General features: G+C 61.4%; 17 protein-coding genes. 12 read left to right on the top strand and 5 right to left on the bottom strand.

All coding sequences use genetic code 11. The annotated features are described in order from the left end of the window. Window positions 1-87: 87 nt before the first annotated feature. From J5M72_RS04500 to J5M72_RS04485, 4 genes are all read left to right on the top strand, one after another. Window positions 88-3174: an autotransporter serine protease gene (locus J5M72_RS04500; protein ID WP_207864299.1), complete on the top strand. Its 3087-nt coding sequence runs from the start codon at window positions 88-90 to the stop codon at window positions 3172-3174. Window positions 3175-3231: 57 nt separating this feature from the next. Next, the gene (locus J5M72_RS04495) at window positions 3232-4920 is read left to right on the top strand and encodes a polyurethanase (RefSeq protein ID WP_207864297.1); all 1689 of its coding nucleotides are present in this window, start codon (window positions 3232-3234) and stop codon (window positions 4918-4920) included. Between the two features lie 151 nt (window positions 4921-5071). Further along, complete coding sequence (locus tag J5M72_RS04490) at window positions 5072-6925, top strand: polyurethanase (protein WP_207864295.1); 1854 nt, start codon at window positions 5072-5074, stop codon at window positions 6923-6925. 163 nt (window positions 6926-7088) lie between these two features. Next, complete coding sequence (locus J5M72_RS04485; protein ID WP_169430383.1) at window positions 7089-7463, top strand: hypothetical protein; 375 nt, start codon at window positions 7089-7091, stop codon at window positions 7461-7463. Window positions 7464-7509: 46 nt separating this feature from the next. On the opposite strand, the gene J5M72_RS04480 is transcribed toward J5M72_RS04485, so the two are convergent. After that, a complete protein-coding gene (locus J5M72_RS04480; RefSeq protein WP_085709821.1) occupies window positions 7510-7734 on the bottom strand; it encodes a YgdI/YgdR family lipoprotein in 225 nt (74 codons plus the stop codon). Window positions 7735-7932: 198 nt separating this feature from the next. Here J5M72_RS04480 and J5M72_RS04475 point away from each other — a divergent pair, with 198 nt between their 5' ends. The 4 genes from J5M72_RS04475 (at window position 7933) to J5M72_RS04460 (ending at window position 14442) form a co-directional block, all read left to right on the top strand. Then, on the top strand, window positions 7933-9585 hold the full coding sequence (locus tag J5M72_RS04475; protein WP_207864293.1) for a VRR-NUC domain-containing protein: 1653 nt from the start codon (window positions 7933-7935) through the stop codon (window positions 9583-9585). Beyond that, window positions 9582-11900: an ATP-dependent DNA helicase gene (locus J5M72_RS04470; RefSeq protein ID WP_207864291.1), complete on the top strand. Its 2319-nt coding sequence runs from the start codon at window positions 9582-9584 to the stop codon at window positions 11898-11900. Before J5M72_RS04475 ends, J5M72_RS04470 begins: the two co-directional genes overlap by 4 nt. A 10-nt stretch (window positions 11901-11910) precedes the next feature. Beyond that, on the top strand, window positions 11911-13830 hold the full coding sequence (locus tag J5M72_RS04465; RefSeq protein WP_207864289.1) for a PAS domain-containing sensor histidine kinase: 1920 nt from the start codon (window positions 11911-11913) through the stop codon (window positions 13828-13830). A gap of 75 nt (window positions 13831-13905) precedes the next feature. Beyond that, window positions 13906-14442: a hypothetical protein gene (locus J5M72_RS04460; RefSeq protein WP_207864288.1), complete on the top strand. Its 537-nt coding sequence runs from the start codon at window positions 13906-13908 to the stop codon at window positions 14440-14442. Between the two features lie 55 nt (window positions 14443-14497). Here the strand turns inward: J5M72_RS04460 and J5M72_RS04455 are convergent, their stop codons facing one another. From J5M72_RS04455 to J5M72_RS04440, 4 genes are all read right to left on the bottom strand, one after another. Further along, window positions 14498-14794: a hypothetical protein gene (locus tag J5M72_RS04455; protein WP_169430388.1), complete on the bottom strand. Its 297-nt coding sequence runs from the start codon at window positions 14792-14794 to the stop codon at window positions 14498-14500. A gap of 186 nt (window positions 14795-14980) precedes the next feature. Beyond that, window positions 14981-16324: a cation:proton antiporter gene (locus J5M72_RS04450; protein WP_207864286.1), complete on the bottom strand. Its 1344-nt coding sequence runs from the start codon at window positions 16322-16324 to the stop codon at window positions 14981-14983. A gap of 60 nt (window positions 16325-16384) precedes the next feature. Continuing rightward, window positions 16385-17242, bottom strand: coding sequence for a glucose 1-dehydrogenase (locus J5M72_RS04445; protein WP_207864282.1), 858 nt, complete (start codon window positions 17240-17242; stop codon window positions 16385-16387). Between the two features lie 91 nt (window positions 17243-17333). After that, window positions 17334-18488, bottom strand: a complete 1155-nt coding sequence (locus tag J5M72_RS04440) for a PatB family C-S lyase (RefSeq protein ID WP_207864280.1) — start codon at window positions 18486-18488, stop codon at window positions 17334-17336. Between the two features lie 218 nt (window positions 18489-18706). Here J5M72_RS04440 and fdnG point away from each other — a divergent pair, with 218 nt between their 5' ends. From fdnG to fdhE, 4 genes are read left to right on the top strand one after another with little or no spacing between them, the layout of a single operon-like run. Beyond that, entirely contained in the window at window positions 18707-21772 is a 3066-nt protein-coding gene (fdnG, locus tag J5M72_RS04435; RefSeq protein WP_207864278.1) for a formate dehydrogenase-N subunit alpha, read from the top strand. 14 nt (window positions 21773-21786) lie between these two features. Then, window positions 21787-22722, top strand: a complete 936-nt coding sequence (gene fdxH / locus J5M72_RS04430) for a formate dehydrogenase subunit beta (RefSeq protein ID WP_207864276.1) — start codon at window positions 21787-21789, stop codon at window positions 22720-22722. Next, window positions 22719-23372: a formate dehydrogenase subunit gamma gene (locus J5M72_RS04425; RefSeq protein WP_207864274.1), complete on the top strand. Its 654-nt coding sequence runs from the start codon at window positions 22719-22721 to the stop codon at window positions 23370-23372. Before fdxH ends, J5M72_RS04425 begins: the two co-directional genes overlap by 4 nt. Before the next feature lie 3 nt (window positions 23373-23375). Further along, the gene (gene fdhE, locus J5M72_RS04420; protein WP_207864272.1) at window positions 23376-24302 is read left to right on the top strand and encodes a formate dehydrogenase accessory protein FdhE; all 927 of its coding nucleotides are present in this window, start codon (window positions 23376-23378) and stop codon (window positions 24300-24302) included. The last annotated feature ends 48 nt before the right edge of the window (window positions 24303-24350 follow it).

Genomic DNA, 24350 nt, shown 5'->3' with positions numbered 1-24350 from the left:
GATCGTTCCCATGCTCCCGCGTGAGAACGATCAGACGATCACTTCAATAGACGGATTTTGTGCAACATCACTAAGGAAGGTCGCTGGATGAAAAATAACAACACCCCCGCGCAATCGGGTGGCTGCTTTCGCCTGAAAACCCTCAACTGTGCCTTGCTCTGCGCCATGGCCACCTGGGGCAGCGCACAGGCTGCGCCCTACGTGGAGAGCGGTCGGGCAGGGGACCCGGCCAGTTGGCGCAGCGCCGAGTTCAAGGCGGACTGGGGCCTGGGCGCGATCGGCGCGGACTACGCCTACGCCGCCGGCTACACCGGCAAAAACGTGAAACTGGGGATTTTCGACCAGCCGGTATATGCCGCGCACCCGGAATTTTCCGGGACCAACAAAGTCGTCACCCTGGTCACCAGCGGTATCCGCGAATACACCGATCCGTACATCCCGGTCAAAGCCGGGGACGCGTTCCGTTATGACGGTTCGCCCTCGATCGGTTCCGACGGCAAGCTCGGTGCCCACGGCACCCACGTTGGTGGCATCGCCGCAGGTAGCCGTGACGGCGGGCCAATGCACGGCGTAGCGTTCGGGGCGCAGATCATCAGTGCCGATAACGGCGACCCGGGGCCGGAAGACGGCATTGTGCGCGGCAACGACGGCGCGGTGTACAAGGCCGGTTGGGATGCCCTGGTCGCCAGCGGTGCACGGATCATCAACAACAGTTGGGGTATCGGCATCACTGACCGATTCGACCGCGGCGGCCGCGACCCTGCTTATCCGCATTTCACCGTCAACGACGCGCAATTGCAGTTCAACGAGATCCGCACGCTGCTCGGCACCAAACCCGGTGGCGCGTATGACGGCGCGATCGCCGCCGCTCGCAGCGGAATCGTGACAATTTTCGCAGCCGGCAACGACTACAACCTGAACAACCCGGACGCCATCGCCGGCCTCGGTTACTTCGTGCCGGACATCGCGCCGAACTGGATCACCGTCGCCGCATTGCAGAACAACCCGGATCTGGCCAGCGCCAACCCGTACATCATGAGTACGTTCTCTTCGCGCTGCGGCTACACCGCCAGTTTCTGCGTCTCGGCACCGGGTACGAAAATCTACAGCTCGATCATCGAAGGCACCAACGCCGACAACCTGACGACCGGCTACAAAAACTACAACGGCACCTCGATGGCCGCGCCACACGTGGCCGGTTCCATGGCGGTGTTGATGGAGCGCTTCCCGTACATGTCCGGGGACCAGGTTGCCAGCGTATTGCGTACCACCGCCACCGACCTCGGCGCACCGGGCATCGACGCCCTGTACGGCTGGGGCATGATCAACCTGCGCAAGGCCATTGACGGCCCGGCGATGTTCGTCACTGAACAGGACATTCCCGAAGAGTTCCGCATCCAGGGCGCCTACGGCTCCGGTCAGTTCGTGGCGGATCTGCCGGGAATCGGCGCGATCATCGATGCGGGCAAACCCACCGAACGCGTGTGTAACGACATCACCTGCGGGCTCGACACCTGGCGCAACGACATTTCCGGCCATGGCGGTCTGACCAAGCAAGGGATTGGCACCCTGGTGATGACCGGCGCCAACACCTACACCGGTCCGACGCTGGTCAATCAGGGGCGACTGGCGATCAATGGCTCGCTGCAATCGGCGGTGACGGTCAATGACGGCGGCATCCTCGGCGGTAACGGCCGGATCGCCGCGCTGACTGCCAACAGCGGCGGCACTGTGGCGCCGGGCAATTCCATCGGGACCTTGAACGTGGCCGGTGACGTGACCTTCGCACCGGGTTCGACCTATGCGGTGGAAGTGTCCCCGACCAGCAGCGACCGCGTCGTGGCCGGCGGTACTGCCACCATCGAGGGCGCGACCGTTGCGCTGTCACTGGAAAACAGTCCGACCTTGCTGACCACCGGCGAGGTGAAATCCCTGCTCGGCAGCCAGTTCAACATTCTGCAGGCAGCGGGTGGCATCCAGGGCCGTTTCGGTCAGGTCCTGCCCAGCTATGCGTTCCTTGGCGGCACTCTCGATTACTCGGCAAACGGTGTGCAACTGGATGTCGGGCGTAACGGCAATTCGTTCGCCAGCGTCGGCCTGACCCCGAATCAGCGTGCCGTCGGTGCAGCCGCCGAACGTCTGGGCGCGGGCAATGCGCTGTTCGAAACCCTGCTGCTGTCACCGACTGCCGCCGTGGCGCAGGACGCTTTCCAGCAACTGTCCGGCGAGATTCACCCGGCCATTGGCACTTTGCTGATCAACGACAGCCGTTACCTGCGCGATGCCGTGGGCGAACGCCTGCGCGAGCGTGATCTGTTCGACGCCGGCGCGCCGACCGATGATCGCAGCAACGCCTGGATGAAGGTGCTCGGTGCCTGGGGCAAGAGCGACGGCGGCCATGAAAATGCCAACGCCAACAGCTCCATTGGCGGACTGTTGCTCGGTGTCGATGGCCTGATTACTGAAGATACCCGTCTGGGTTTCGTTACCGGTTATAGCGACAGTTCTTTGAACATGGGCGGCGGCACGCACTCGTCGGCGTCCATTGACAGCTATCACCTGGGTACGTACCTGGGTCATCAGATCGATGCCCTGCGCCTGACTGCCGGAGCGGCTTACAGCTGGCATCGCATCGACGTCAAACGTGACCTGCAATTCGCCGGCGTCAGCGGCAAGCAGAAGACCAAGCGCGATGCGACCACCGCACAACTGTTCACAGAAGCCGCCTACGATCTTGGTCTGCAGCCGATGAACCTGGAGCCGTTCGCCAATCTGGCTTACGTGCACCTGAACAGTGACAGCTTTACCGAAAAGGGTGATGCCGCCGCACTGAAGGGCGGTGAAGACAACCGCGACGCCGTATTGTCGACTCTTGGCGTTCGCGCCAAGCGTACGTTTGCCCTGTCGGACAAACATCAGCTGGAGCTGGGCGCGACACTGGGCTGGCAGCACAACCTGAGCAGCGTGGATTCCGACAGCCACTTGGCCTTCGTCAATGGCAACAGTGCGTTCACCGTGCAAAGTGTGTCGATGGATCGAGATGCAGCGGTGGTCGGCGTACGCGCCGGGCTGGCGCTCAATCGCGATGTCCGGGTCAACCTGGACTACAACGGACTGATCGGTTCGAACGAGAAGGACCACGGTGTGGGCCTGACGCTGGACTGGCAGTTCTAAGGTGTAGCGGCAGTTCGGCAAAGAACTGCCGCTTTTTAAAGGAAGAGAGAGCACGACATGGGATTGTTTGATTACAAGAAAGCCGATGGCAAAGCGTTGTACAGCGATGCCATCGCGCTGACGCTGTATGCCTACACACCGACCGGGCAGCCTTTGCCCGGCACCGGGTGGGCGCCACTTGGCGCCACGGCACTGGGTTATCAAGGCAAGAGCGATGCGAAGGGCACGTTCTTCGGCGAGAAGGACGGCTTTACCAGCGCCGAAGCCGAAGTGCTCGGCAAGTACGACGCCGCGGGCAAGCTGATCGGCATCGGGGTGGCCTTTCGCGGCACCGGCGGCCTGGGCTACAGCGACACCTTCGGCGACATGAAGAACAATCTGCTGGCCGCCATCGGGCCGGTGGATTACGCCAAAAATTACGCGAAGAATGCTTTCGACAACCTGCTCAAGTCAGTGGCGGCGTTTGCCACGGCCCATGGCATCGCCGCCAAGGACGTGCTGATCAGCGGCCACAGCCTCGGCGGGCTCGGAGTCAACAGCGTGGCGCAACTGAGCGCGAGCGACTGGGGTGGTTTCTTCAAGGACGCCAACTACATTTCCTTCGCCTCGCCGACCCAGAGCAGCACCGGCACCAACGTGCTGAACATCGGCTTCGAGAATGACCCGGTGTTCCGTGTGCTCGACGGCACCACGTTCAGCACGGCGTCGATGGGCAAACACGACAAGCCGCACGACTCGACCACTGACAACATCGTCAACTTCAACGACAACTACGCGTCCACCGCGCAGAACCTGGTGCCGTTCAGTATCGTCAACCCGTTGAACTGGTCGGCTCACAGTTCCCTGGGCTACGCCGACGGCCTGAACCGGGTGATCGACTCCAGGTTCTACAATCTCACCAGTCAGGACTCGACCATCATCGTGTCCAATCTGGAGGTCTCGTCCCGGGGCAAGACCTGGGTCGAGGATCTGGGTCGCAGCGGTGAGCCACACACCGGCAGCACTTTCATCATCGGCACCGACAGCAACGACTGGCTCAAGGGCGGGGCGGGCAACGACTTCCTGGAAGGCCGCGCCGGCGACGACCTGTTCCGCGATGACGGGGGCTTCAACATCCTGTTGGGCGTTCAGGGCCACAACACCTTTGACCTGCAGAAACCGTTGCAGAACTTCAGTTTTGCCAACGACGGCGACGGCACGCTGTACGTGCGCGACGCCTACGGCGGCATCAGCATGACCCGCGACATCGGCGCGCTGGTGAGCAAAGAGTCCGGTTCAATGTGGAGCAGCAAGGAAATCACCTGGACCGTCACCGGCAAAGGCCTGGCCAACGGTGCCGAGCTGACCCAGTACAACCATTCGCTCAATGGCGGCGCACTCGGCGACACGCTGAAGGCTACCGCTGACGGCGACTGGCTGTTCGGCCTGGGCGGCGACGACCACCTGTTCAGCGACAAGGCCCATGTGACCTTCGTCGGCGGCGCCGGCAATGACGTGATGAATGCGGTGGGTGGCAGCAACACTTTCCTGTTCAGCGGCGCGTTCGGCTTTGACTCGATCCATGGCTACCAGGGCAGCGACAAACTGGTGTTCATGGGCGTTCAGGGCGCAGGGCAGGGCTACGACTACAAGCAACATGCTGCGCAGTCCGGCGCCGATACCGTGCTGAAGATTGGCGACTATGCCGTGACCCTGATCGGGGTGGGTGTGGCTAATCTGTCGGATTCGAGTTTCGTGTTCGCCTGATTCCGTGTGGGAGCCACCGCGGCTTGCGACGGTTCCCATTGGGGTTGCATGACACAAGTGTTGTAAATGAAATGCTCCGGAACGCCTCGGGAGGGGCGTTCTGGTTGTGAGCTATCTCTGAATAATTCCAACAAAGAGAGAGGCAACAGCAATGGGTGTGTATGACTACAAGAACTTCAGCACAGCGGATTCCAAGGCGTTGTTCAGTGACGCCATGGCCATCACGCTGTACTCCTATCACAACCTCGACAACGGTTTCGCGGTTGGCTACCAACACAACGGTTTCGGCCTCGGCCTGCCGGCCACACTGGTCAGCGCGCTGATTGGCGGGACCGATTCGCAAGGGGTGATTCCCGGCGTACCGTGGAACCCCGACTCGGAAAAACTCGCCCTCGACGCCGTGAAAAAGGCCGGTTGGACACCCATCACCGCTTCGCAACTGAGCTATGACGGCAAGACCGACGTTCGCGGAACCTTCTTCGGCGAAAAACCCGGTTATACCAGCGCCCAGGTGGAAGTCCTCGGCAAGTACGACGCCCAGGGCCATCTCACGGAAATCGGCATCGCGTTTCGCGGCACCAGCGGCCCGCGGGAAATCCTGATCGGCGACTCCATCGCCGACGCCATCAATGACCTGCTCGCCGCTTTCGGCCCCAAGGATTACGCCAAAAACTACGTCGGCGAAGCCTTCGGCAACCTGATGAACAACGTGGTGGCCTTCGCCAAGGCCAACGGGCTCACCGGCAAGGACGTGCTGGTCAGCGGCCACAGCCTCGGCGGACTGGCCGTCAACAGCATGGCGGACTTGAGCGGCAGCAAGTGGGGCGGGTTCTTCCAGGACTCCAATTACATTGCCTACGCCTCGCCGACCCAGAGCAGCACTGACAAGGTGCTCAACGTCGGCTATGAAAACGACCCGGTGTTCCGTGCCCTCGACGGCTCGACGTTCACCGGGGCATCGCTGGGCGTCCACGACGCGTCGAAAGTGTCGGCGACCGACAACATCGTCAGCTTCAACGACCACTACGCCTCGAACGTTTGGAACGTGCTGCCGTTCTCGATCGTCAACGTTCCGACCTGGATCTCGCACCTGCCGACCGCTTACGGCGACGGCATGAACCGTGTGATCGAATCGAAGTTCTACGACCTCACCAGTCGAGACTCGACGATCATCGTCGCCAACCTGTCGGATCCGGCACGGGTTAACACCTGGGTGCAGGACCTCAACCGCAACGCCGAGCCCCACAAGGGCAGTACCTTCATCATCGGCAGCGACGGCAATGACCTGATCCAGGGCGGCAGCGGCAACGACTATCTGGAGGGCCGTGCCGGCAACGATACGTTCCGCGATGGCGGGGGCTACAACATCCTGCTGGGCGGCTCGGGCAACAACACCCTGGAGTTGCAGAAGTCAGTCAATACCTTCGACTTCGCCAACGACGGCGCCGGCAACCTGTACATCCGCGATGCCAACGGCGGCATCAGCATTACTCGCGACATCGGCAGCATCGTCACCAAGGAGCCGGGTTTCCTTTGGGGGCTGTTCAAGGACGACGTGATCCACAGCGTGACCGCCGATGGCCTGAAGGTCGGCAACAACGTCACCCAGTACGAGTCAAGCGTCAAGGGCACCAGTGGCTCCGATAGCCTCAAGGCCCACACCGGCGGTGACTGGCTGTTCGGTCTGGACGGCAACGATCACTTGATCGGCGGCGCGGGCAATGACGTATTCGTCGGCGGTGCCGGCAATGACCTGATGGAGTCGGGCGGCGGGGCGGATACGTTCCTGTTCAGCGGTGCGTTCGGTCAGGACCGGGTGGTGGGATTCACCGGCAACGACAAACTGGTGTTCCTCGGCGTGCAGGGCGTGTTGCCGGGCGATGACTTCCGCGCCCATGCCACGGCGGTGGGGCAGGATACGCTGCTCAAGTTCGGCGGTGACTCGGTGACGCTGGTCGGGGTTTCGCTGAGCAGTCTCAGCGCCGATGGCATCGTGATCGCCTGAGGGTAATGGGGGAGAGGGAATTCCTTCCCTCTCCCTATTAAAAGTGACTCATTGGCCACTACCTGACTCAAAGCCCTGCAACAACAGGAAATGCGGACTAAAGCCATCGCATGCGCACTCGTCATGTATGGGCAAGCCGCCAATGAGTACAGGAGATTCAAACGTGAAAGGTTTCAAGAGGTATATCGGTATCGTCGGGTTGGCGCTGCTGTCGGCCAACGCCTGGGCCGATCTGCCTCACAGCTCGATTCTGAGCCGCTACGGCGTCAGTTCCGATGATTTGCCGAAACCGGCCCCCACCGAGAACACCGAGCCGGTCGAAGAAAAAAGCCGTTTTCAGCTCCAGCCGGAACAACCCTTCGTGACGATCCGTCTGGGCGACGGCAAGCAACCGGAAACCACCGGCAACCTCAGTATCGACCGGATGGCACAGCAGGAACGCGAGCGTTGCCAGCGACTACAGGCAGAACTGGCCCGTCGAGGTGAACGCTACTTCAGTTGTGACAACAGCATTCCAGGCATGACCCTGCCGCAGTAATCGCGGCTTTCAGGGAGCTGCCGCAAGGGCAGCTCCGCTGTTGCAATCAGTCTTCCTTGCGCACCGTGGCCACTTCGTCGGCCTTGACCCGGATCTTCGCACCGGAAATATCCCGGAATTCATAAAAGCCGTCCTCGGACTTGGTTTTCGGCATGTCCTTGGTCAGATACTGCGTGCCATTCTGCAAGGTCACCACCGTCGGGGTGGAGCAGCCGGCCAGCGCCATCAGCGCTACGACGGTCATCGGCATAAACAACGTCTTGAAATTCATAACCGGTATTTCCTCATTCAATTCGACCGGTGTCGGTCCTCTTACGCGGTTGGTGCCAGATCGCCTGTAAAAGTTCGATGGACTGGCGAAAAAACCTCAAGCGCGGATGCCATTGATCCTTTTCCGTTTGCACCCGGCGGGGCGGAACTGGTATCTGTACGCATAACCAGTATTCGCTTGCCATGGCCCCTTATCACCGTGACTTCCAGCCCCCTCGACGATCCGTTCTATTACCTCAACAACTTTCGACAAGTGCTTGAATGGCTTGAGCTTCGCTATGCCGACGTGATGAGCGACACGGAACACGCGTTCATCCGCGACTTCAAATCGCTGCCACGCGGGTCACAGGGGTTGCTGGTGCGAATGGTGATGCGCAAGGGGGTACATTTTCGGGCGGGCAAGCTCGATTATCCGGAAATCGGTGACATTGCGTCAGCCGCGCAACCGTTGCTGGATCATGGCTGGCTGAACGAGCAGGCGCTGTTGTCGATGCCGGAGCTGTTCGATCTGCTGCTCAAGGCTGAAGTTTTGCAAGCCTTCGGCCCGGCCATCGACGACCCGAAGGGCAGGAAAGTCGACTGGCTGCCAATCCTGCATGAACAGTTTCCCGAGGTACGCCCGTGGCGTGACTGGTGCCCGCAACTGACAGACCGACTGTTCAGCCTGACACTGATGGACCTGTGCGACCGGTTTCGCCTGATGTTCTTCGGCAACCTGTATCAGGACTGGTCGGAGTTCGTCCTCGCCGACCTCGGGATCTTCACCTATGAAAAGGTCGAATTCAGCGCCGATTCCCGTGGCCTGCGCAGCCGCGCGGATGTTGATGCCTGCCTGTTCCTGCACGATTGCCAGCAGCGCTTCGAGGCGGGTGAGGCGATCGAGCCGATTGCCGGGCAGTTGAACACGCTGCAGTTCGATAACCCGTGGTTGCAGCGTCGGCTCGGCAAGCTGCTGTTCCAGATCGGCCAGCATTGCGAACGCATCGCAGCGTTTGCGCTGGCCCTGAGTCTTTATCGTGACTGCGCCTATCCCGGCGCGCGATTGCGGATGATCCGGGTGCTGGAGCGTTGCGGCGAATATGCGCTGGCGCTGGAGCTGGGCGCGGTGGCCGAACAGGCACCGCAAAGCGCCGCCGAACAGCAGGGGCTGCAACGCATGCTGCCACGCCTGCGGCGCAAACTTGGCGGCCCGATACTCAAGCGTGTCGCGCCAAAACCTGTAGAACGACTGGACCTGCATCTGCCACGGCTCGAACCGACGCTGTCAGTGGAATATCACGTGCAGGCACACCTGAATGAAGACGCAGGCCCCGTGCACTACGTGGAAAACAGCCTGATCAATTCACTGTTCGGCCTGTTGTGCTGGCCAGCGATTTTCGCACCGCTGCCAGGCGCGTTTTTCAACCCGTTCCAGCGCGGGCCGGCGGACTTGCTCCATGAGGATTTCCACGCTCGCCGCGCCGGGTTGTTCGAGTCCTGCCTGGCCGAACTTGACGACGGCCGCTACACCGACACCATCCGCAGCCGATTTGTCGCCAAGTGGGGCATTCAGTCGCCGTTCGTGTTCTGGGGGGCCCTCAATGAGGAACTGCTGGAGCAGGCACTGACCTGCCTGCCGGCCGAACACCTCAAGCACTGGTTCAATCGCCTGCTGCTCGACATCAAGGCCAACCGCGCCGGCATGCCGGACCTGATCCAGTTCTGGCCGCAGCACAAGACCTACCGGATGATCGAAGTCAAAGGCCCCGGCGACCGTTTGCAGGATAACCAGCTGCGCTGGCTGGAGTTCTGCCACGCGCACCAGATGCCGGTAGCCGTGTGTTACGTGCAATGGGCGGAGCAGGGCGCTTGAGCTACAGCATCGCGGTACGGGCCCTGTGTGAATTCACCGCCAAGAGCGGTGACCTGGACCTGCGATTCACACCGTCACCCACCGCACTGGAAGGCATTGCCGGCCACCGCACCGTCGCCTCCCGGCGCAATGACACCTATCAAAGCGAAGTGGCGCTGGAGGGCGAATTTCGTACCTTGAAGGTCAAGGGCCGGGCAGATGGCTACGATCCGGCGCAGAACTGCCTGGAGGAAGTCAAAACCTACCGTGGCGACCTGAGCAAACAACCGGCCAACCACCGCGCACTGCACTGGGCGCAGGCGAAGATCTATGGCTGGCTGATGTGCCGCAAGCTGGAACTGGAGCGGATCAGCCTGGCGCTGGTGTATTTCGATATCGTCAGCGAAAAGGAAACCTGTCTGGTCGAAGACTTCAGCGCCGAATCGTTGCGCATTTTTTTCGAACAGCAGTGCGGCTTGTTCCTGGCATGGGCCGAGCAGGAAATGGCTCACCGTGAAGCGCGTAATCAGGCGGCGCAGCAACTGCGTTTTCCCCATGACAGTTTCCGCCCCGGCCAGCGACATCTTGCCGAGTCGGTGTTCAAGGCTGTCAGCACCGGCCGCTGTCTGATGGCCCAGGCGCCCACAGGCATCGGCAAGACCCTCGGCACGCTGTTCCCGATGCTCAAGGCCCTGGCGCCGCAGCAGCTGGACAAGGTGTATTTCCTCACCGCCAAGACACCGGGGCGCAAACTGGCGCTGGATTCGGCGCAAGTGCTGTTCGATCACGACGCAACCCTGCCGCTGCGGGTGCTGGAAATGGTCGCGCGGGACAAGGCTTGCGAGCATCCCGACAAGGCCTGTCACGGTGAATCCTGTCCGTTGGCGCAAGGTTTCTACGATCGACTGCCAGCGGCGCGCGAAGCCGCCAGTCAATTGAAGTTGCAGGATCAGGCTGCAATCCGTGACGTCGCCGCGCAACACTCGGTGTGCCCCTACTACCTGAGCCAGGAAATGGCGCGCTGGGCCGATGTGGTGGTCGCGGACTACAACTACTACTTCGATTTCACCGCCATGCTGTTCGGCCTTGCCCAGCTCAATCAATGGAAAGTCGCGGTGCTGGTGGACGAGGCGCACAACCTGATCGAGCGCGGACGGCAGATGTACAGCGCCACTCTCGATCAGGGGATATTCAACAACGTGCGCAAAACCGCACCCGAGGCTTTGAAAAAACCTTTGCAGCGGGTCAACCGTGAATGGAACGCCCTGCACAACGCGCAACTGGCGCCGTATCAGGCCTACGACAAGGCGCCGGAAAAACTGCTGCAGGCGATCACGTCGTGCAGCGCAAGCATTGGCGATTACCTCAACGACCATCCGCAAGGGCTGGACAGCGGTTTGCAGAATGCCTACTTCGAGATGCTGCAATTCGGCCGGGTTGCGGAGTTGTTCGATGCGCATTACCTGTTCGACATCAGCAAGCGCGACCTCGACCGCAAACGCCCGCTGTCGCAGCTGTGCCTGCGCAACGTGGTGCCGGCAGCGCTGCTTGGTCCACGGCTGAGAGCGGCCCGCAGTTGCGTGCTGTTTTCCGCCACCCTCAGCCCTCGCCATTATTATGCCGACCTGCTCGGGACACCGGCCGACACGGTGTGTATCGACGTTGAATCACCGTTCAACGCCGAACAGTTGCAGGTGCGGATCGTCAGCCAGATCTCCACCCGTTTCACCCATCGCCAGGCTTCGCTGGAGCCGATTGTCGAACTGATCGCTCGCCAGTTCGGCGAGCGTCCGGGCAATTATCTGGCGTTCTTCAGCAGCTTCGACTACCTGCAACAAGTCGCGCAATTGCTCGCCGAACGGCATCCACAGATCACGCTCTGGCAGCAATCGCGGGGTATGGCCGAAGGGCAGCGGCAGGCGTTTCTCGATCAGTTCACGGCGCACAGCCAGGGCATCGGGTTCGCGGTACTCGGCGGTGCGTTCGGCGAAGGCATCGATCTGCCCGGTGCCCGGTTGATCGGCGCCTTCGTCGCCACGCTGGGGCTGGCGCAGCTCAACCCGGTCAACGAACAGCTGAATCGGCGCATGGCGGCGATTTTCGGCGCCGGTTACGACTACACCTACCTGTTCCCCGGCGTGCAGAAAGTGGTGCAGGCCGCCGGTAGGGTGATCCGCACCCAGCAGGATCGTGGCGTGGTCATGCTGATCGACGATCGCTTCGCCGAGAGCCGCATCCAGCAACTGTTGCCGCGCTGGTGGCAACTCGATCATGCAGATGCCGCTTTCCTATCCGCCGGTTTGACGCATACTCCTGTTATTGAGAATCTGCTTTGAGCCAAGCCTGATGAGCGAGAACAAGACGTCCGCTGCGATCGAAGAAATGCGCTTTCGCCTGCTGATCGATGCCGTGGTCGATTATGCGATCTACATGATCGATCCGGCCGGCATCATCACCAGCTGGAACTCCGGGGCCAAACGTTTCAAGGGGTATGAAGAAGCCGAGATTCTCGGCGAGCATTTTTCGCGCTTCTACACCGATGAAGACCGCGCTGTCGGCATGCCGCAACGGGCACTTGAAACGGCGATCCGCGAAGGACGGTTCGAAGGCGAAGGCTGGCGGGTGCGCAAGGACGGTACGCACTTCTGGTGCCACGTGGTGATCGACCCGATTTACAGTCCGGACGGGCAACTACTCGGTTTTGCGAAAATCACCCGTGACCTCACCGACCGCAAGATGGCCGAGGAAACCCTCAAGCAAAGCGAACAGCAGTTCCGCCTGCTGGTGCAGGGCGTGTCCGACTACGCGATCTACATGCTCAACCCGGAAGGCCGCGTGACCAACTGGAATCCCGGTGCGCAACGGATCAAGGGTTATGCGCCGGACGAAGTGATCGGCAAGCATTTCTCGATGTTCTACACGCCGGAAGACCGTGAGATCGGTGAGCCGCAGCGAGCGCTGGAAACCGCCGTGCGCGAAGGGCGCTTCGAGAACAGGAGCTGGCGCCTGCGCAAGGACGGCACGCGGTTTCTGGCGCATGTGGTGGTCGATGCGATTCGCGGTGAGACCGGCACGTTGCTTGGTTTTGCCAAGATCACCCGCGACGTCACCGAAGCCCACCAGGCACAATTGGCACTGGAGCAGACCCGCGAAGCGCTGTTCCAGGCGCAGAAGATGCAGGCCATCGGCCAACTCAGCGGCGGCATCGCCCATGATTTCAACAATCTGCTGACGGTGATCCTCGGCAATCTGGAGATCGTGCGCAAACGCGTGGGTGACGACCCCAAGGTCAGCCGTCTGCTGGAAAATGCCACGCAAGGCGCGCTGCGCGGTGTGTCCCTGACCCAGCGCATGCTGGCCTTCGCCCGGCGTCAGGAACTCAAGACCGAACCCGTGGAGATTGCGAAACTGGTGCAAGGCATCACTGGCCTGCTTCGCAGTTCGCTGGGCCCGGGAATTCGCATCGAAACACAGTTTCCCGACGAACTTGAAGCGGTGCTGGCCGACACCAACCAGCTCGAACTGGCGGTCCTCAACCTGGCCACCAACGCACGGGATGCGATGCCCGAGGGCGGTAGCGTGGTCATCGGCGCCGAGCCGCGAGTGGTTCTGCAGCAGAACCAGTCAACGCTGGCGGCAGGGCGTTATGTCTGCCTGAGCGTGACCGATACCGGTGAAGGCATGGATGACGCGACACTGGCCTCGGCGACCGATCCGTTCTTTACCACCAAAGGTCTGGGCAAGGGCACAGGCCTGGGACTGTCGATGGTGCACGGTTTCATCGAGCAGTTGGGCGGCCGTTTTGTGCTCAAAAGCATGAAGGGGCACGGGACTTGCGCCGAACTCTGGCTGCCGGTCGCCGTCGACGGGATGGCGGCCAAGCCTCTGAGCCCGAAGCCGCCCACGGCGGCAGTGCCGCGACTCAGCGTTCTGGTGGTGGACGACGACAGTCTGGTGCGAACCAGCACCAGCCTGTTGCTGGAAGATCTGGGGCATCGGGTCATCGGTGCGGCTTCGGGCGTGCAAGCGCTGGAATTGTTCGATCAGGGGGAAGTGATCGATCTGGTGATTACAGACATGGCCATGCCGAAAATGAACGGTGCGCAATTGGCGCATGCGGTGCGTTTGCTCAAGCCTGATCTGCCGATCATTCTTGCCACGGGCTATGCCGAGCGTCTCGAAGGCTTCGCGGCCGAGTTGCCGCGACTGTCGAAACCTTTCAATCAGATGCATCTGGTGGAGATCATCGCTCAGTCGATGAAGTGAGCCGGGTCAGGATCCGGCTGAACTTGTTCGGGGCTGGCCGGCTCCAAACGCTTTGTCTTTCGGAGCGTCCATCCCGTGCCACGCATACTGACCCATCCGACCGCCGAAGAGACCCTGACCGAACACAATGCAAAGATGTTCGGCTCGCCCAAGGAGCGCCTGGATTTCTATCGACGGGAAATCCAGTACGAAACCAGCATTCTGGCCAACCGCACCGACGCTTATCTGGCGGCGCAATCGTTTCTGGTGATCGCCTTCGCCTCCTGCATGGCCAACCTCAATCCTGAGTGGGGCAAGCTGTTTACGTTGGTGGTGCCGCCCTTTCTGGCATTACTCGGGCTACTCAGTTCACTCAATGCCTGGCCGGGAATCCGGGCGGCCTACGACATCATCGACCACTGGCATTTCAAACAGAGTGAGTTGCTGCGCAGCGAGCCGTTGATGGGTCTGGCCTATGACGAATCGCCGTTGTTCAGTGAAATGGAGTCCAGTCACAAGGGTTACTGTAAATCCCTGCTTTTTTCCCTTCGCACACCGTGGATTTTCGCCACGTTCTGGGTGCTGCTCGGCAGCTATGCCGTTTTCATACAGGTCACCAATCCTGGAAATTGAGCGACCCCAAACGCAAAAGCCCGGCCATCAAGGCCGGGCTTTTGCGTTTTTGAGGTCAGGCGCTGGCTTCGAGCTCGCGGCGTAATCCCCGGGAGTTCTGCTGCGACATGGGAATGGGCGGGAAATCCTCGTTCAAGACGCACAGGTGCTCGATGGCATCCTGGAATTTCAAATCGGCCTTGCGACGCAGGAGTCGATACCGCTCGAATTGTTCGATATCCAGGTGCTCGCCTTCGAGCAATTCGTGGGCCGCCCGATTGAGCGCCTGGGCCTCTTCGAACAACTGCCGGTTGCGTTCCAGCGCCAGGGTTCTGCAAGCCTTGATTTGTGCCGATGTCGAACATTCTTTCATGACCGTTGACCTTATTCTTCCTGATTCCTTGTGCCGGGCGTCCAGCCGCGGGGAACCGAGTTTGCCGAATCTCGCCGGACGGATTCGGCGAGAGGTTAAAGCTGTGACCGGCGGCGGTCAGACGCGGATCCATTTATTTCAAGAAAAAAGTTCGATGTTTTTCGGCGATAGCGCCGGGAGAAAAAATCAGTTTTTTTGCTTTTTTTGTTGCTCGTAGCGAGCCAGGAGCGGCTGGGTGCTGATGCCGTGCAGCAAAATGCTCAGGGCCACTACCGAAAGGGTGAGATCGGTACACTGTGCGCCTACGGTGTTACCCAGGCCATGGTTCAGGGCGTAGAACAGATAGAACAGACTGCCGATGCCACGAATGCCGAACCAGCCGATCAGCATCCGCTGACGCCACATCAGCAGTGATCCCCATGGCATCAGTGCCACACAGGCTGGCCGAATGAGACAGAACAACACGCCACCGATCCACAATGCCCGCCAGTCCCAGTGAGTGACCAGCACGACGCCGAGCAGGGTCACCAGAAACACTTCCATGGCCCGTTCCACCAGACCACCGAAAGCGAGCATGTCGCCCATCATGATCCCGGCAGCCACCTGACTGCTTTGCAGCCGCTCGGTGTCACCGTGCACCGCGTGCTGCGGTTCGACATTCTGATGGCCGACCACCGGTTGCACCAGATGTTCGGCCGGCGGCTGATGGACGCCGGTGGACTTCACTTCCTCCTGACGCAGGCCCAACCCGGCGGTAAACACCGACAGAAAGCCGTAGCCCCCCAAGGACTCGGCCACCACAAAGGCAAGTGCAATCAAGGCCAGTGCCAGGTAGTCGTTCGGGCTGACGGTGCTGTCTTCATTGCGCGTCTGCAAGGCGAGGGTGGCGCGGCCAATGCCGCGCCCCATCCAGTAACCCGTCAGCAAGCCGACGGGTACGGCCCAGAGCAGATCGCGCAATACCCAGTTGCTCCACTCCGCGGCCAGGCCCTCGCCTTGCAGCAGCAACAGCCCGAGGATCACAAAGGGAAAGGCCACTCCGTCGTTCAGGCCAGCCTCGCCGGACAGTCCGAAGCGCACACTGTCGACATCCCGCGCATCGTTGACCTGCACCAGCGCCGCCAGCACCGGGTCGGTGGGCGCCAGAATCGCGCCGATCAGCAACGACGGTCCCCACGACATTTTCAGACCGTAGTGCAGGAGCAGACAGACGCCAATGATCGTCAGCACCATGACCGGGCCGGCGAGGCCGAAAGCGATTCGCCAACGCTTGTCGCGTAACGGCAGGCGCAACTTCAAGCCGCAGACGAACAGCGAAAACAGCACCGCGACTTCAGTCAGGTGCTCCATCCAGGACGCGGCATGCTCCAGCGGCAGCTTCAGCAGATCGAGCCCGCTCGGGCCGATGCCGACGCCGAGCAGCAGGCACACCGCCGACGTCGTTACCGGCATCCAGCGCAGGTACGACGAGGTCAACGCCAGCGTCAGCAGGACGGCGCCGAGCACTGCTACCCAGATAATGAATGTCATGGTCCGCGGCCCGTCCTGACAGTCGTTGCTCCGCCTCGGCGCCGGCGTGACGTGAAGGAATCACAGCATCGGCTTGCCACCCGTGACCCCGTAGCGCTGACCCGTGATGTAGCTGGCCTCATCCGATGCCAGCAACACGTAGATCGGCGCGACTTCTACCGGTTGACCCGGGCGACCGAGCGGGGTCTGTTCACCGAAATGCTGCACTTGTTCGTCCGGCATGGTCGAGACGATCAGCGGCGTCCAGATCGGCCCCGGCGCCACGCAGTTCACACGGATTTCCCGCGGTCCGAGCATTTGCGCCAGACCGCCGGTGAAATTGGCGATCGCCCCTTTGGTGGTGGCATAGGCGAGCAGGGTGGGCTTGGGCATGTCCGAGTTGACCGAACTGGTGTTGATGATAGATGCGCCGGGGCGCATGTGTTTGATCGCGGCCTGACACAGTCGGAAAATCGCCGTGATGTTGACGTCGAAGGTCATCACCCATTCATCATCGGGAATCTCTTCGAACGTTTCGTGAGTCATCTGAAATGCTGCGTTGTTGACCAGTACGTCGATGCGTCCGAAGCGCTCCACCGTCTGGTCCACCAGTGCATGGCAGTGGGTTTTCTGCGCGATGTCGCCGGGCAGCAACAGGCATTGACGTCCGGCCTGTTCGACCCAGCGTGCGGTTTCCCGTGCATCTTCGTGTTCGTTGAGATAGGCGATGGCCACGTCCGCGCCTTCACGGGCAAAGGCGATGGCCACGGCGCGGCCGATGCCGCTGTCGGCGCCGGTGATCAGGGCGATCTTGCCGGCGAGGCGACCGGAGCCGCGGTAACTTTTTTCGCCGCAATCGGGGTACGGCTCCATCTGGCGTTGAGAGCCGGGCACCGTTTGTGGCTGTTTCGGGAATGGGGGTTTTGGATAGTCGGTCATCGTCAATCTCCGAAGCTCAGGGCGGGTATGGGGGGTTGACCCGGCGCATTTGCCATGAGTTCGATTGGATTGACGATGCCGTCAGTCAGGCTCAGGCCTGGCGTCGAGTCAGGCCACGCTCCATCCGCGCAATGCCTTCCTCCAGCAGCGAACGCGGGCAACCGAAGTTCAGGCGCACGAATTGCTGGCTATGGTCACCGAAATCGATGCCCGGGCTGAGTCCCACGCGAGCCTGTTCGAGGAAGAACTGCTGCGGATTGTCCAGGCCCAGGGCCGAGCAATCGAGCCACGCCAGATAAGTCCCCTGCGGCACGTTGATCTTCACCCCGGGCAGGCGGCTGCGAACCGCTTCCACCAACCAGTCACGGTTGGCTTGCAGATATTGCTTGAGTTCATTCAGCCACGGCCCGGCCTCGCTGTAGGCCACGCGAGTGGCTTCCATGCCCAGCGGGTTGACGCTATCGACCATGCCGCAGCGGGCGTGATTGACGCGCTCGCGCAGGGCACTGTCCTGAATGATCATGAACGAGGTTTTGAGGCCGGCAATGTTGTAGGCCTTGCTCGCCGACATCAGGGTGATGGTGCGCCGGGCGATGTCCGGGCCCAGGGACGCGGTCGGAATGTGCACGCGACCGTCGTAGCACAGTTCGGCGTGGATTTCGTCAGAGATGATCCAGGCGTCCTGCGCCACGCAGATGTCGGCCACCGCTTGCAGTTCTTCACGGCCGAAGACCTTGCCGATCGGGTTGTGCGGGTTGCTCAGCAGCAGGGCGCCGCCACCGGTGAGGGATTCACGCAAGGCATCCAGCGGCGTGGCGTAGGTGCCGTCGGCCTTGGCGTCGAATTCCAGCTCGACCTTGTTCAGGCCCCAATGGCCCGGCGCGTGTCGCAGCGGCGGGTAATTCGGGGTTTGCACCACGACATTCTGCTGTGGCTGCACCAGCGCCTTGAGCGCCATGTTGAAACCCGATTCCACGCCCGGCAGGAAGATCAGCTCTTGCGGTTTGACCCGCCAGGCGAATTTGTTCCAGAGGTCGGCAACAATGGCCTCGCGCAGGTTGTCCTGGGCGACGCTGTAGCCGACCAAGGGGTGCAGCAGACGCTGTTGCAGCGCCTCGATGACCACCGGTGGTGCCGCGAAATCCATGTCAGCGACCCACATCGGCAACACATCGGCCGCGAAGCGGCTCCACTTGGTGCTGCCGGTGTCGTGGCGGTCGAATACCTGATCAAAATTGAAAGTCATGCGCGGTCTCTAAGAGCGGAGATGGGTCGTGGCCGCCATGATAAGCCCCATCTCCTGCGGGTGCGAACTTGTGACCCCAGGATGGCCGACGGTCGGTTTTCACACAGGCAGCGGGGACGTTGTCTACAGTGAAAAAGTCGGCACTTGTGTGCCGCCACCGTGATTGTCCAGAAAAAACCCGGCTCAAGTACCGGGTTCCACCTGATCAGGAGTGCACGATGGATCTCAGCCGTCGTCAGTTCTTCAAGGTCGCCGGTATCGGCCTTGCAGGCTCTAGCCTGGGCGCGTTGGGCATGGCCCCGACGCAGGCCTTCGCCGAGCAGGTGCGCCACTTCAAGCTTGCCCACACCCATGAAACCCGCAACACCTGCCCGTATTGCTCGGTCGGTTGCGGGTTGATCATGTACAGCCAGGGCGATGCCGCGAAGAACGTTGCGCAAAACATCATCCATATCGAGGGCGACGCCGACCACCCGGTCAACCGCGGCACCCTGTGCCCGAAAGGCGCCGGCCTGCTGGACTTCATTCACAGCCCGGGCCGCTTGCAGTACCCGCAGGTGCGCAAGCCCGGCAGCAGCGAATGGACCCGGATCACCTGGGATGAAGCCCTCGACCGTGTCGCCGACCTGATGAAGGCCGACCGCGACGCCAATTTCGTCGAGAAGAACGCCCAGGGGCAGACGGTGAACCGCTGGCTGACCACCGGGTTCCTTGCAGCGTCCGCGGCGTCCAACGAAGCGGGCTACATCACCCACAAGGTGGTTCGCAGTCTCGGCATGCTGGGGTTCGATAACCAGGCGCGTGTCTGACACGGCCCGACGGTGGCAAGTCTTGCCCCGACGTACGGCCGTGGAGCCATGACCAACACCTGGACCGATATCGCCAACGCGAATCTGATCCTGGTGATGGGTGGCAACGCAGCAGAAGCCCATCCTTGCGGCTTCAAATGGGTGACCGAAGCCAAAGCGCACAATGCCGCGCGGCTGATCGTGGTCGATCCGAGGTTTACCCGGACCGCATCCGTGGCCGATTACTACGCGCCGATTCGCACCGGCAGCGACATCGCGTTCATGGGCGGGCTGATCAATTACCTGCTGACCGAGGACAAGATTCAGCACGAATACGTGCGCAACTACACCGACGTGTCATTCATCGTCAAAGCCGGATTCGGCTTCGAGGACGGGCTGTTCACCGGTTACGACGCGGCCAAACGCAGCTACACCGACAAGTCCTCCTGGGGTTATGAACTGGGCGATGACGGCTTTGCCAAAGTTGACCCGACCCTGCAGGACCCGCGCTGCGTCTATCAGCTGATGAAGCAGCATTACAGCCGCTACAACATCGACCTGGCGAGCCAGATCTGCGGCATGCCGGTCGATGCGATGAAGAAAATCTGGGAGGAAATCGCCACTTGCTCGACGCCGGGCAAGACCATGACCATTCTTTACGCGCTGGGGTGGACCCAACATTCGATCGGCTCGCAGATCATCCGCAGCGCGGCGATGGTGCAATTGTTGCTGGGCAACGTCGGCATGCCCGGTGGCGGGGTCAACGCCTTGCGCGGGCACTCGAACATTCAGGGCCTGACTGACCTCGGGTTACTGTCGAACTCGTTGCCGGGTTACCTGACCCTGCCGACGGACGCCGAGCAGGACTACAACGCCTACATCAAGAAACGCACGCAATTGCCGTTGCGGCCGGGGCAGTTGTCTTACTGGCAGAACTACAGCAAGTTCCACGTCAGCCTGATGAAAGCCTGGTACGGCGCCAACGCGACCGCCGAAAACCAGTGGGCCTACGACTACCTGCCGAAACTCGACATCCCCAACTACGACATCCTCAAGGTGTTCGACCTGATGGGGCAGGGCAAGGTCAACGGCTACATGTGCCAGGGCTTCAACCCGATTGCTGCGTTGCCGGACAAGAATCGGGTGATGGCTGCTCTCGCCAAACTGAAATGGCTGGTGGTGATGGACCCGCTGGCCACCGAAACCTCACAGTTCTGGGAAAACGTCGGGCCGTACAACGATGTGAAAAGTGCCGACATCCAGACCGAAGTCATCCGCCTGCCGACCACCTGTTTTGCCGAAGAGGACGGCTCGCTGGTCAACAGCAGCCGCTGGCTGCAATGGCACTGGAAAGGCGCCGACGGCCCGGGCGAGTCACGCACCGATGTGCGGATCATGACCGAACTGTTCATGCGCCTGCGTCAGCGGTATCAGACCGAGGGCGGGGCTTATCCCGATCCGATCCTCAAACTCTCCTGGCCGTACAAGATTGCGCAAGAACCGTCGCCGGAAGAAATCGCCAAGGAGATCAACGGCTACGCCACCACCGATTTCACCGACGCCACGGGCGCGGCGATCAAGGGCAATTCGCAACTGGCCGGGTTCGCCCAGCTCAAGGATGACGGCAGCACCGCGTCCGGCTGCTGGATTTTCTGCGGCAGTTGGACCGAAGCCGGTAACCAGATGGCCCGCCGCGACAATAACGACCCTTACGGCATGCATCAGCATCAGGGCTGGGCGTGGGCCTGGCCGGCCAACCGGCGGATTCTCTACAACCGCGCTTCGGCGGACATGCAGGGCAAACCGTGGGATCCGAAAAAACGCCTGGTCTGGTGGAACGGCAAGGCCTGGGGCGGTACCGACGTGCCGGACTACAAGGCCGACGTGCCGCCGGAAGCCGGGATGAACCCGTTCATCATGAACCCCGAAGGCGTGGCGCGGTTCTTCGCCGTCGACAAGATGAACGAAGGGCCATTCCCGGAGCACTACGAGCCGTTCGAAACGCCGATCGGCATCAACCCGCTGCACCCCGAAAACAAGAAAGCCACCAGCAACCCGGCGGCCAGGATCTTCGATTCGGTGTGGGACAGCCTCGGCGTGGCCAAGGATTACCCGTACGCCGCCACCAGCTATCGGTTGACCGAGCATTTCCACTTCTGGAGCAAACACTGCCGGTTGAACGCGATTGCCCAACCGGAGCAGTTCGTGGAAATCGGTGAAGTGCTGGCCAAGGAGAAGGGCATCGTTGCCGGCGACCGGGTGCGGGTCAGCTGCAAGCGCGGGTTCATTGAAGCGGTGGCGGTGGTGACCAAAAGAATCCGGCCGTTGCAGGTCAACAACCAGGTGGTGCACCAGATCGGCATTCCCCTGCATTGGGGCTTCACCGGCCTGACGCGCCACGGTTACCTGACCAACACCCTGGTGCCGTTCCTCGGCGATGGCAATACACAGACCCCGGAATCCAAGTCATTCCTGGTCAACGTGGAGAAGCTCTGATGGAGAATCTTTAAATGGCCAGCCAAGACATCATTGCCCGCTCGGCCACCACCACACCGGCCCCCTCGGTGCGCAATCAGGAGGAAGTCGCCAAGCTGATCGACACCACCAAATGCATCGGCTGCAAGGCTTGTCAGGTCGCGTGCTCGGAGTGGAACGAGCTGCGCGACGAGGTGGGCCACAACCACGGCACCTACGACAATCCGCAGGATTTGAGCGCAGAGTCATGGACGCTGATGCGCTTCACCGAGCATGAAACCGACGCCGGCAACCTCGAATGGCTGATCCGCAAGGACGGCTGCATGCACTGCGCCGAGCCCGGTTGTCTGGCGGCGTGCCCCAGCCCCGGCGCGATCATCAAGCACGCCAACGGCATCGTCGACTTCGATCAGGATCACTGCATCGGTTGCGGTTATTGCATCACCGGCTGCCCGTTCAACATTCCGCGCATTTCGCAGAAGGACCACAAGGCCTACAAATGCACGCTGTGTTCGGACCGGGTGGCAGTGGGGCTGGAGCCGGCCTGCGTGAAAACCTGCCCGACTGGGGCGATTGTCTTCGGCACCAAGGACGACATGAAGACCCACGCCGCCGAACGTATCGTCGACCTGAAAAGCCGTGGTTTCGACAACGCCGGTCTGTACGACCCGGAAGGCGTCGGCGGCACTCATGTCATGTACGTGCTGCACCACGCGGATACCCCGAAAATCTACGCAGGCCTGCCGGACAACCCTGAGATCAGTCCGTTGGTGGGCCTGTGGAAAGGCATCAGCAAGCCGTTGGGTCTGCTGGCCATGGGCGCGGCGGTGTTGGCCGGGTTCTTCCATTACGTGCGGATCGGCCCGAACCGCACCGAAGAGGATGACCATCCGGAACCGCCCGACACCTCGGTCCACGTGGTCGACCCGGCGGTTCACACCTTCGATCCACGCGGGGAGGACCGGCCATGAGCAACAAGACGATCCTGCGCTACACCGCCAACCAGCGCACCAATCACTGGCTGGTGGCGATTCTGTTCTTCATGGCGGGGCTGTCGGGGCTGGCGCTGTTTCATCCGTCGATGTTCTGGCTGACCCATCTGTTCGGCGGCGGGCCGTGGACGCGGATCCTGCACCCGTTCATGGGCGTGCTGATGTTCGTGTTGTTCCTTGGCCTGGTGTTGCGTTTCTGGCGTTCGAACTTCTTTATCGACAACGACTGGAAGTGGCTGCGGCGCATCGACCGGGTGCTGGTCAACGATGAGGAGACTGTGCCGCCGGTGGGCAAGTACAACGCCGGGCAGAAGATGCTGTTCTGGACTTTACTGCTGTGCATGCTGGGGCTGTTGTTCACGGGGCTGGTGATCTGGCGCGCGTACTTCAGTCATTACTTCGGCATCACGACGATTCGCTGGGCGATGTTGTTGCATGCATTGGCCGGGTTCGTGCTGATCCTGAGCATCATCGTGCACATCTATGCTGGGATCTGGATCAAGGGCTCGGTGGACGCGATGCTGCACGGTTGGGTCAGCCGCGCCTGGGCGAAAAAACACCACGCACTCTGGTATCGCGAAGTGGAATCCAAGGATCCGCCAGAGCGACCGGTCACCAAAAAGGGCTGACACTTGCCAACCATTCTTGAACCCGGGGAAATCGAAGCGGCGGCCAGTGCGCCGCCGTTTCTGCACTTGCCGCCGCACAACCTGTTCACGCTGCGCGCCGAGCGTCTGGAACATTTGGCTATCGGACATCCGCTCGCCGACTACCTGCGCCTGGTCGCGGGACTGTGCCGCGTGCAGCAGCAAGTCCTTGACGATCCCCCCTCAAACACCCCGATTGATGAGCAACGCCTTGAGGTCTGCCGGCAACACGGCATGCCGCCGTTCGCCGCCGATACCTTGATTCGCGAGGACGTCTGGCAGACCTATCTCGAGGCCTTGCTGCAACGCTACAACGCGCCACAACAAACAGCCGTCGCCGAAGCGCTGACAAACTTGCGCATTGCCAGCCCCGGACAGTTGCGCGCCTGGGCCGTGGCGCTGGTCAGCGGTCAGTATTCGCTGGTGCCGGCAGCGCTGGTGCCGTTTCTTGGCGCGGCGCTGCAAACGGCCTGGAGCCACTGGCTGCTCAGCGCACCGAACCTGCAACTGGCGCCCGGCAACAGCCTCGGCCAGTGCCCGGCCTGTGGTTCGCCAGCCATGGCCGGTGTGATCCGCCACCGTGGCAAGCACAACGGTTTGCGTTATCTGGTGTGCTCGCTGTGCGCTTGCGAATGGCACGTGGTGCGGGTCAAGTGCGTGTATTGCGAGCAGAGCAAGGGGCTGGAATATCTGAGTCTGGAAGACGATCGCCACGCCGCCAATCAGGCGCCGCTGAGGGCCGAGGTCTGTCCCGGATGCAACAGCTATCTGAAATTGCTGTACCTGGAAAATGATGCCGAGGCCGAAGCCTTGTCGGCGGACTTGAGCAGTCTGCTGCTGGACATGCGCCTGGCCCAGGACGGCTATCAGCGACTGGCACCGAATCTGCTGCTGGCGCCCGGAGACGAATGAACCGAGCGTCTACACTCTGGCGCAACGGCTTTTTATCCGGAGCGCCTG

The organism is Pseudomonas sp. 58(2021) (genome assembly GCF_017491585.1).
Classification (GTDB): Bacteria; Pseudomonadota; Gammaproteobacteria; order Pseudomonadales; family Pseudomonadaceae; genus Aquipseudomonas; species Aquipseudomonas fluorescens_BT.
This window is presented reverse-complemented; position numbering and strand designations above follow the sequence as displayed.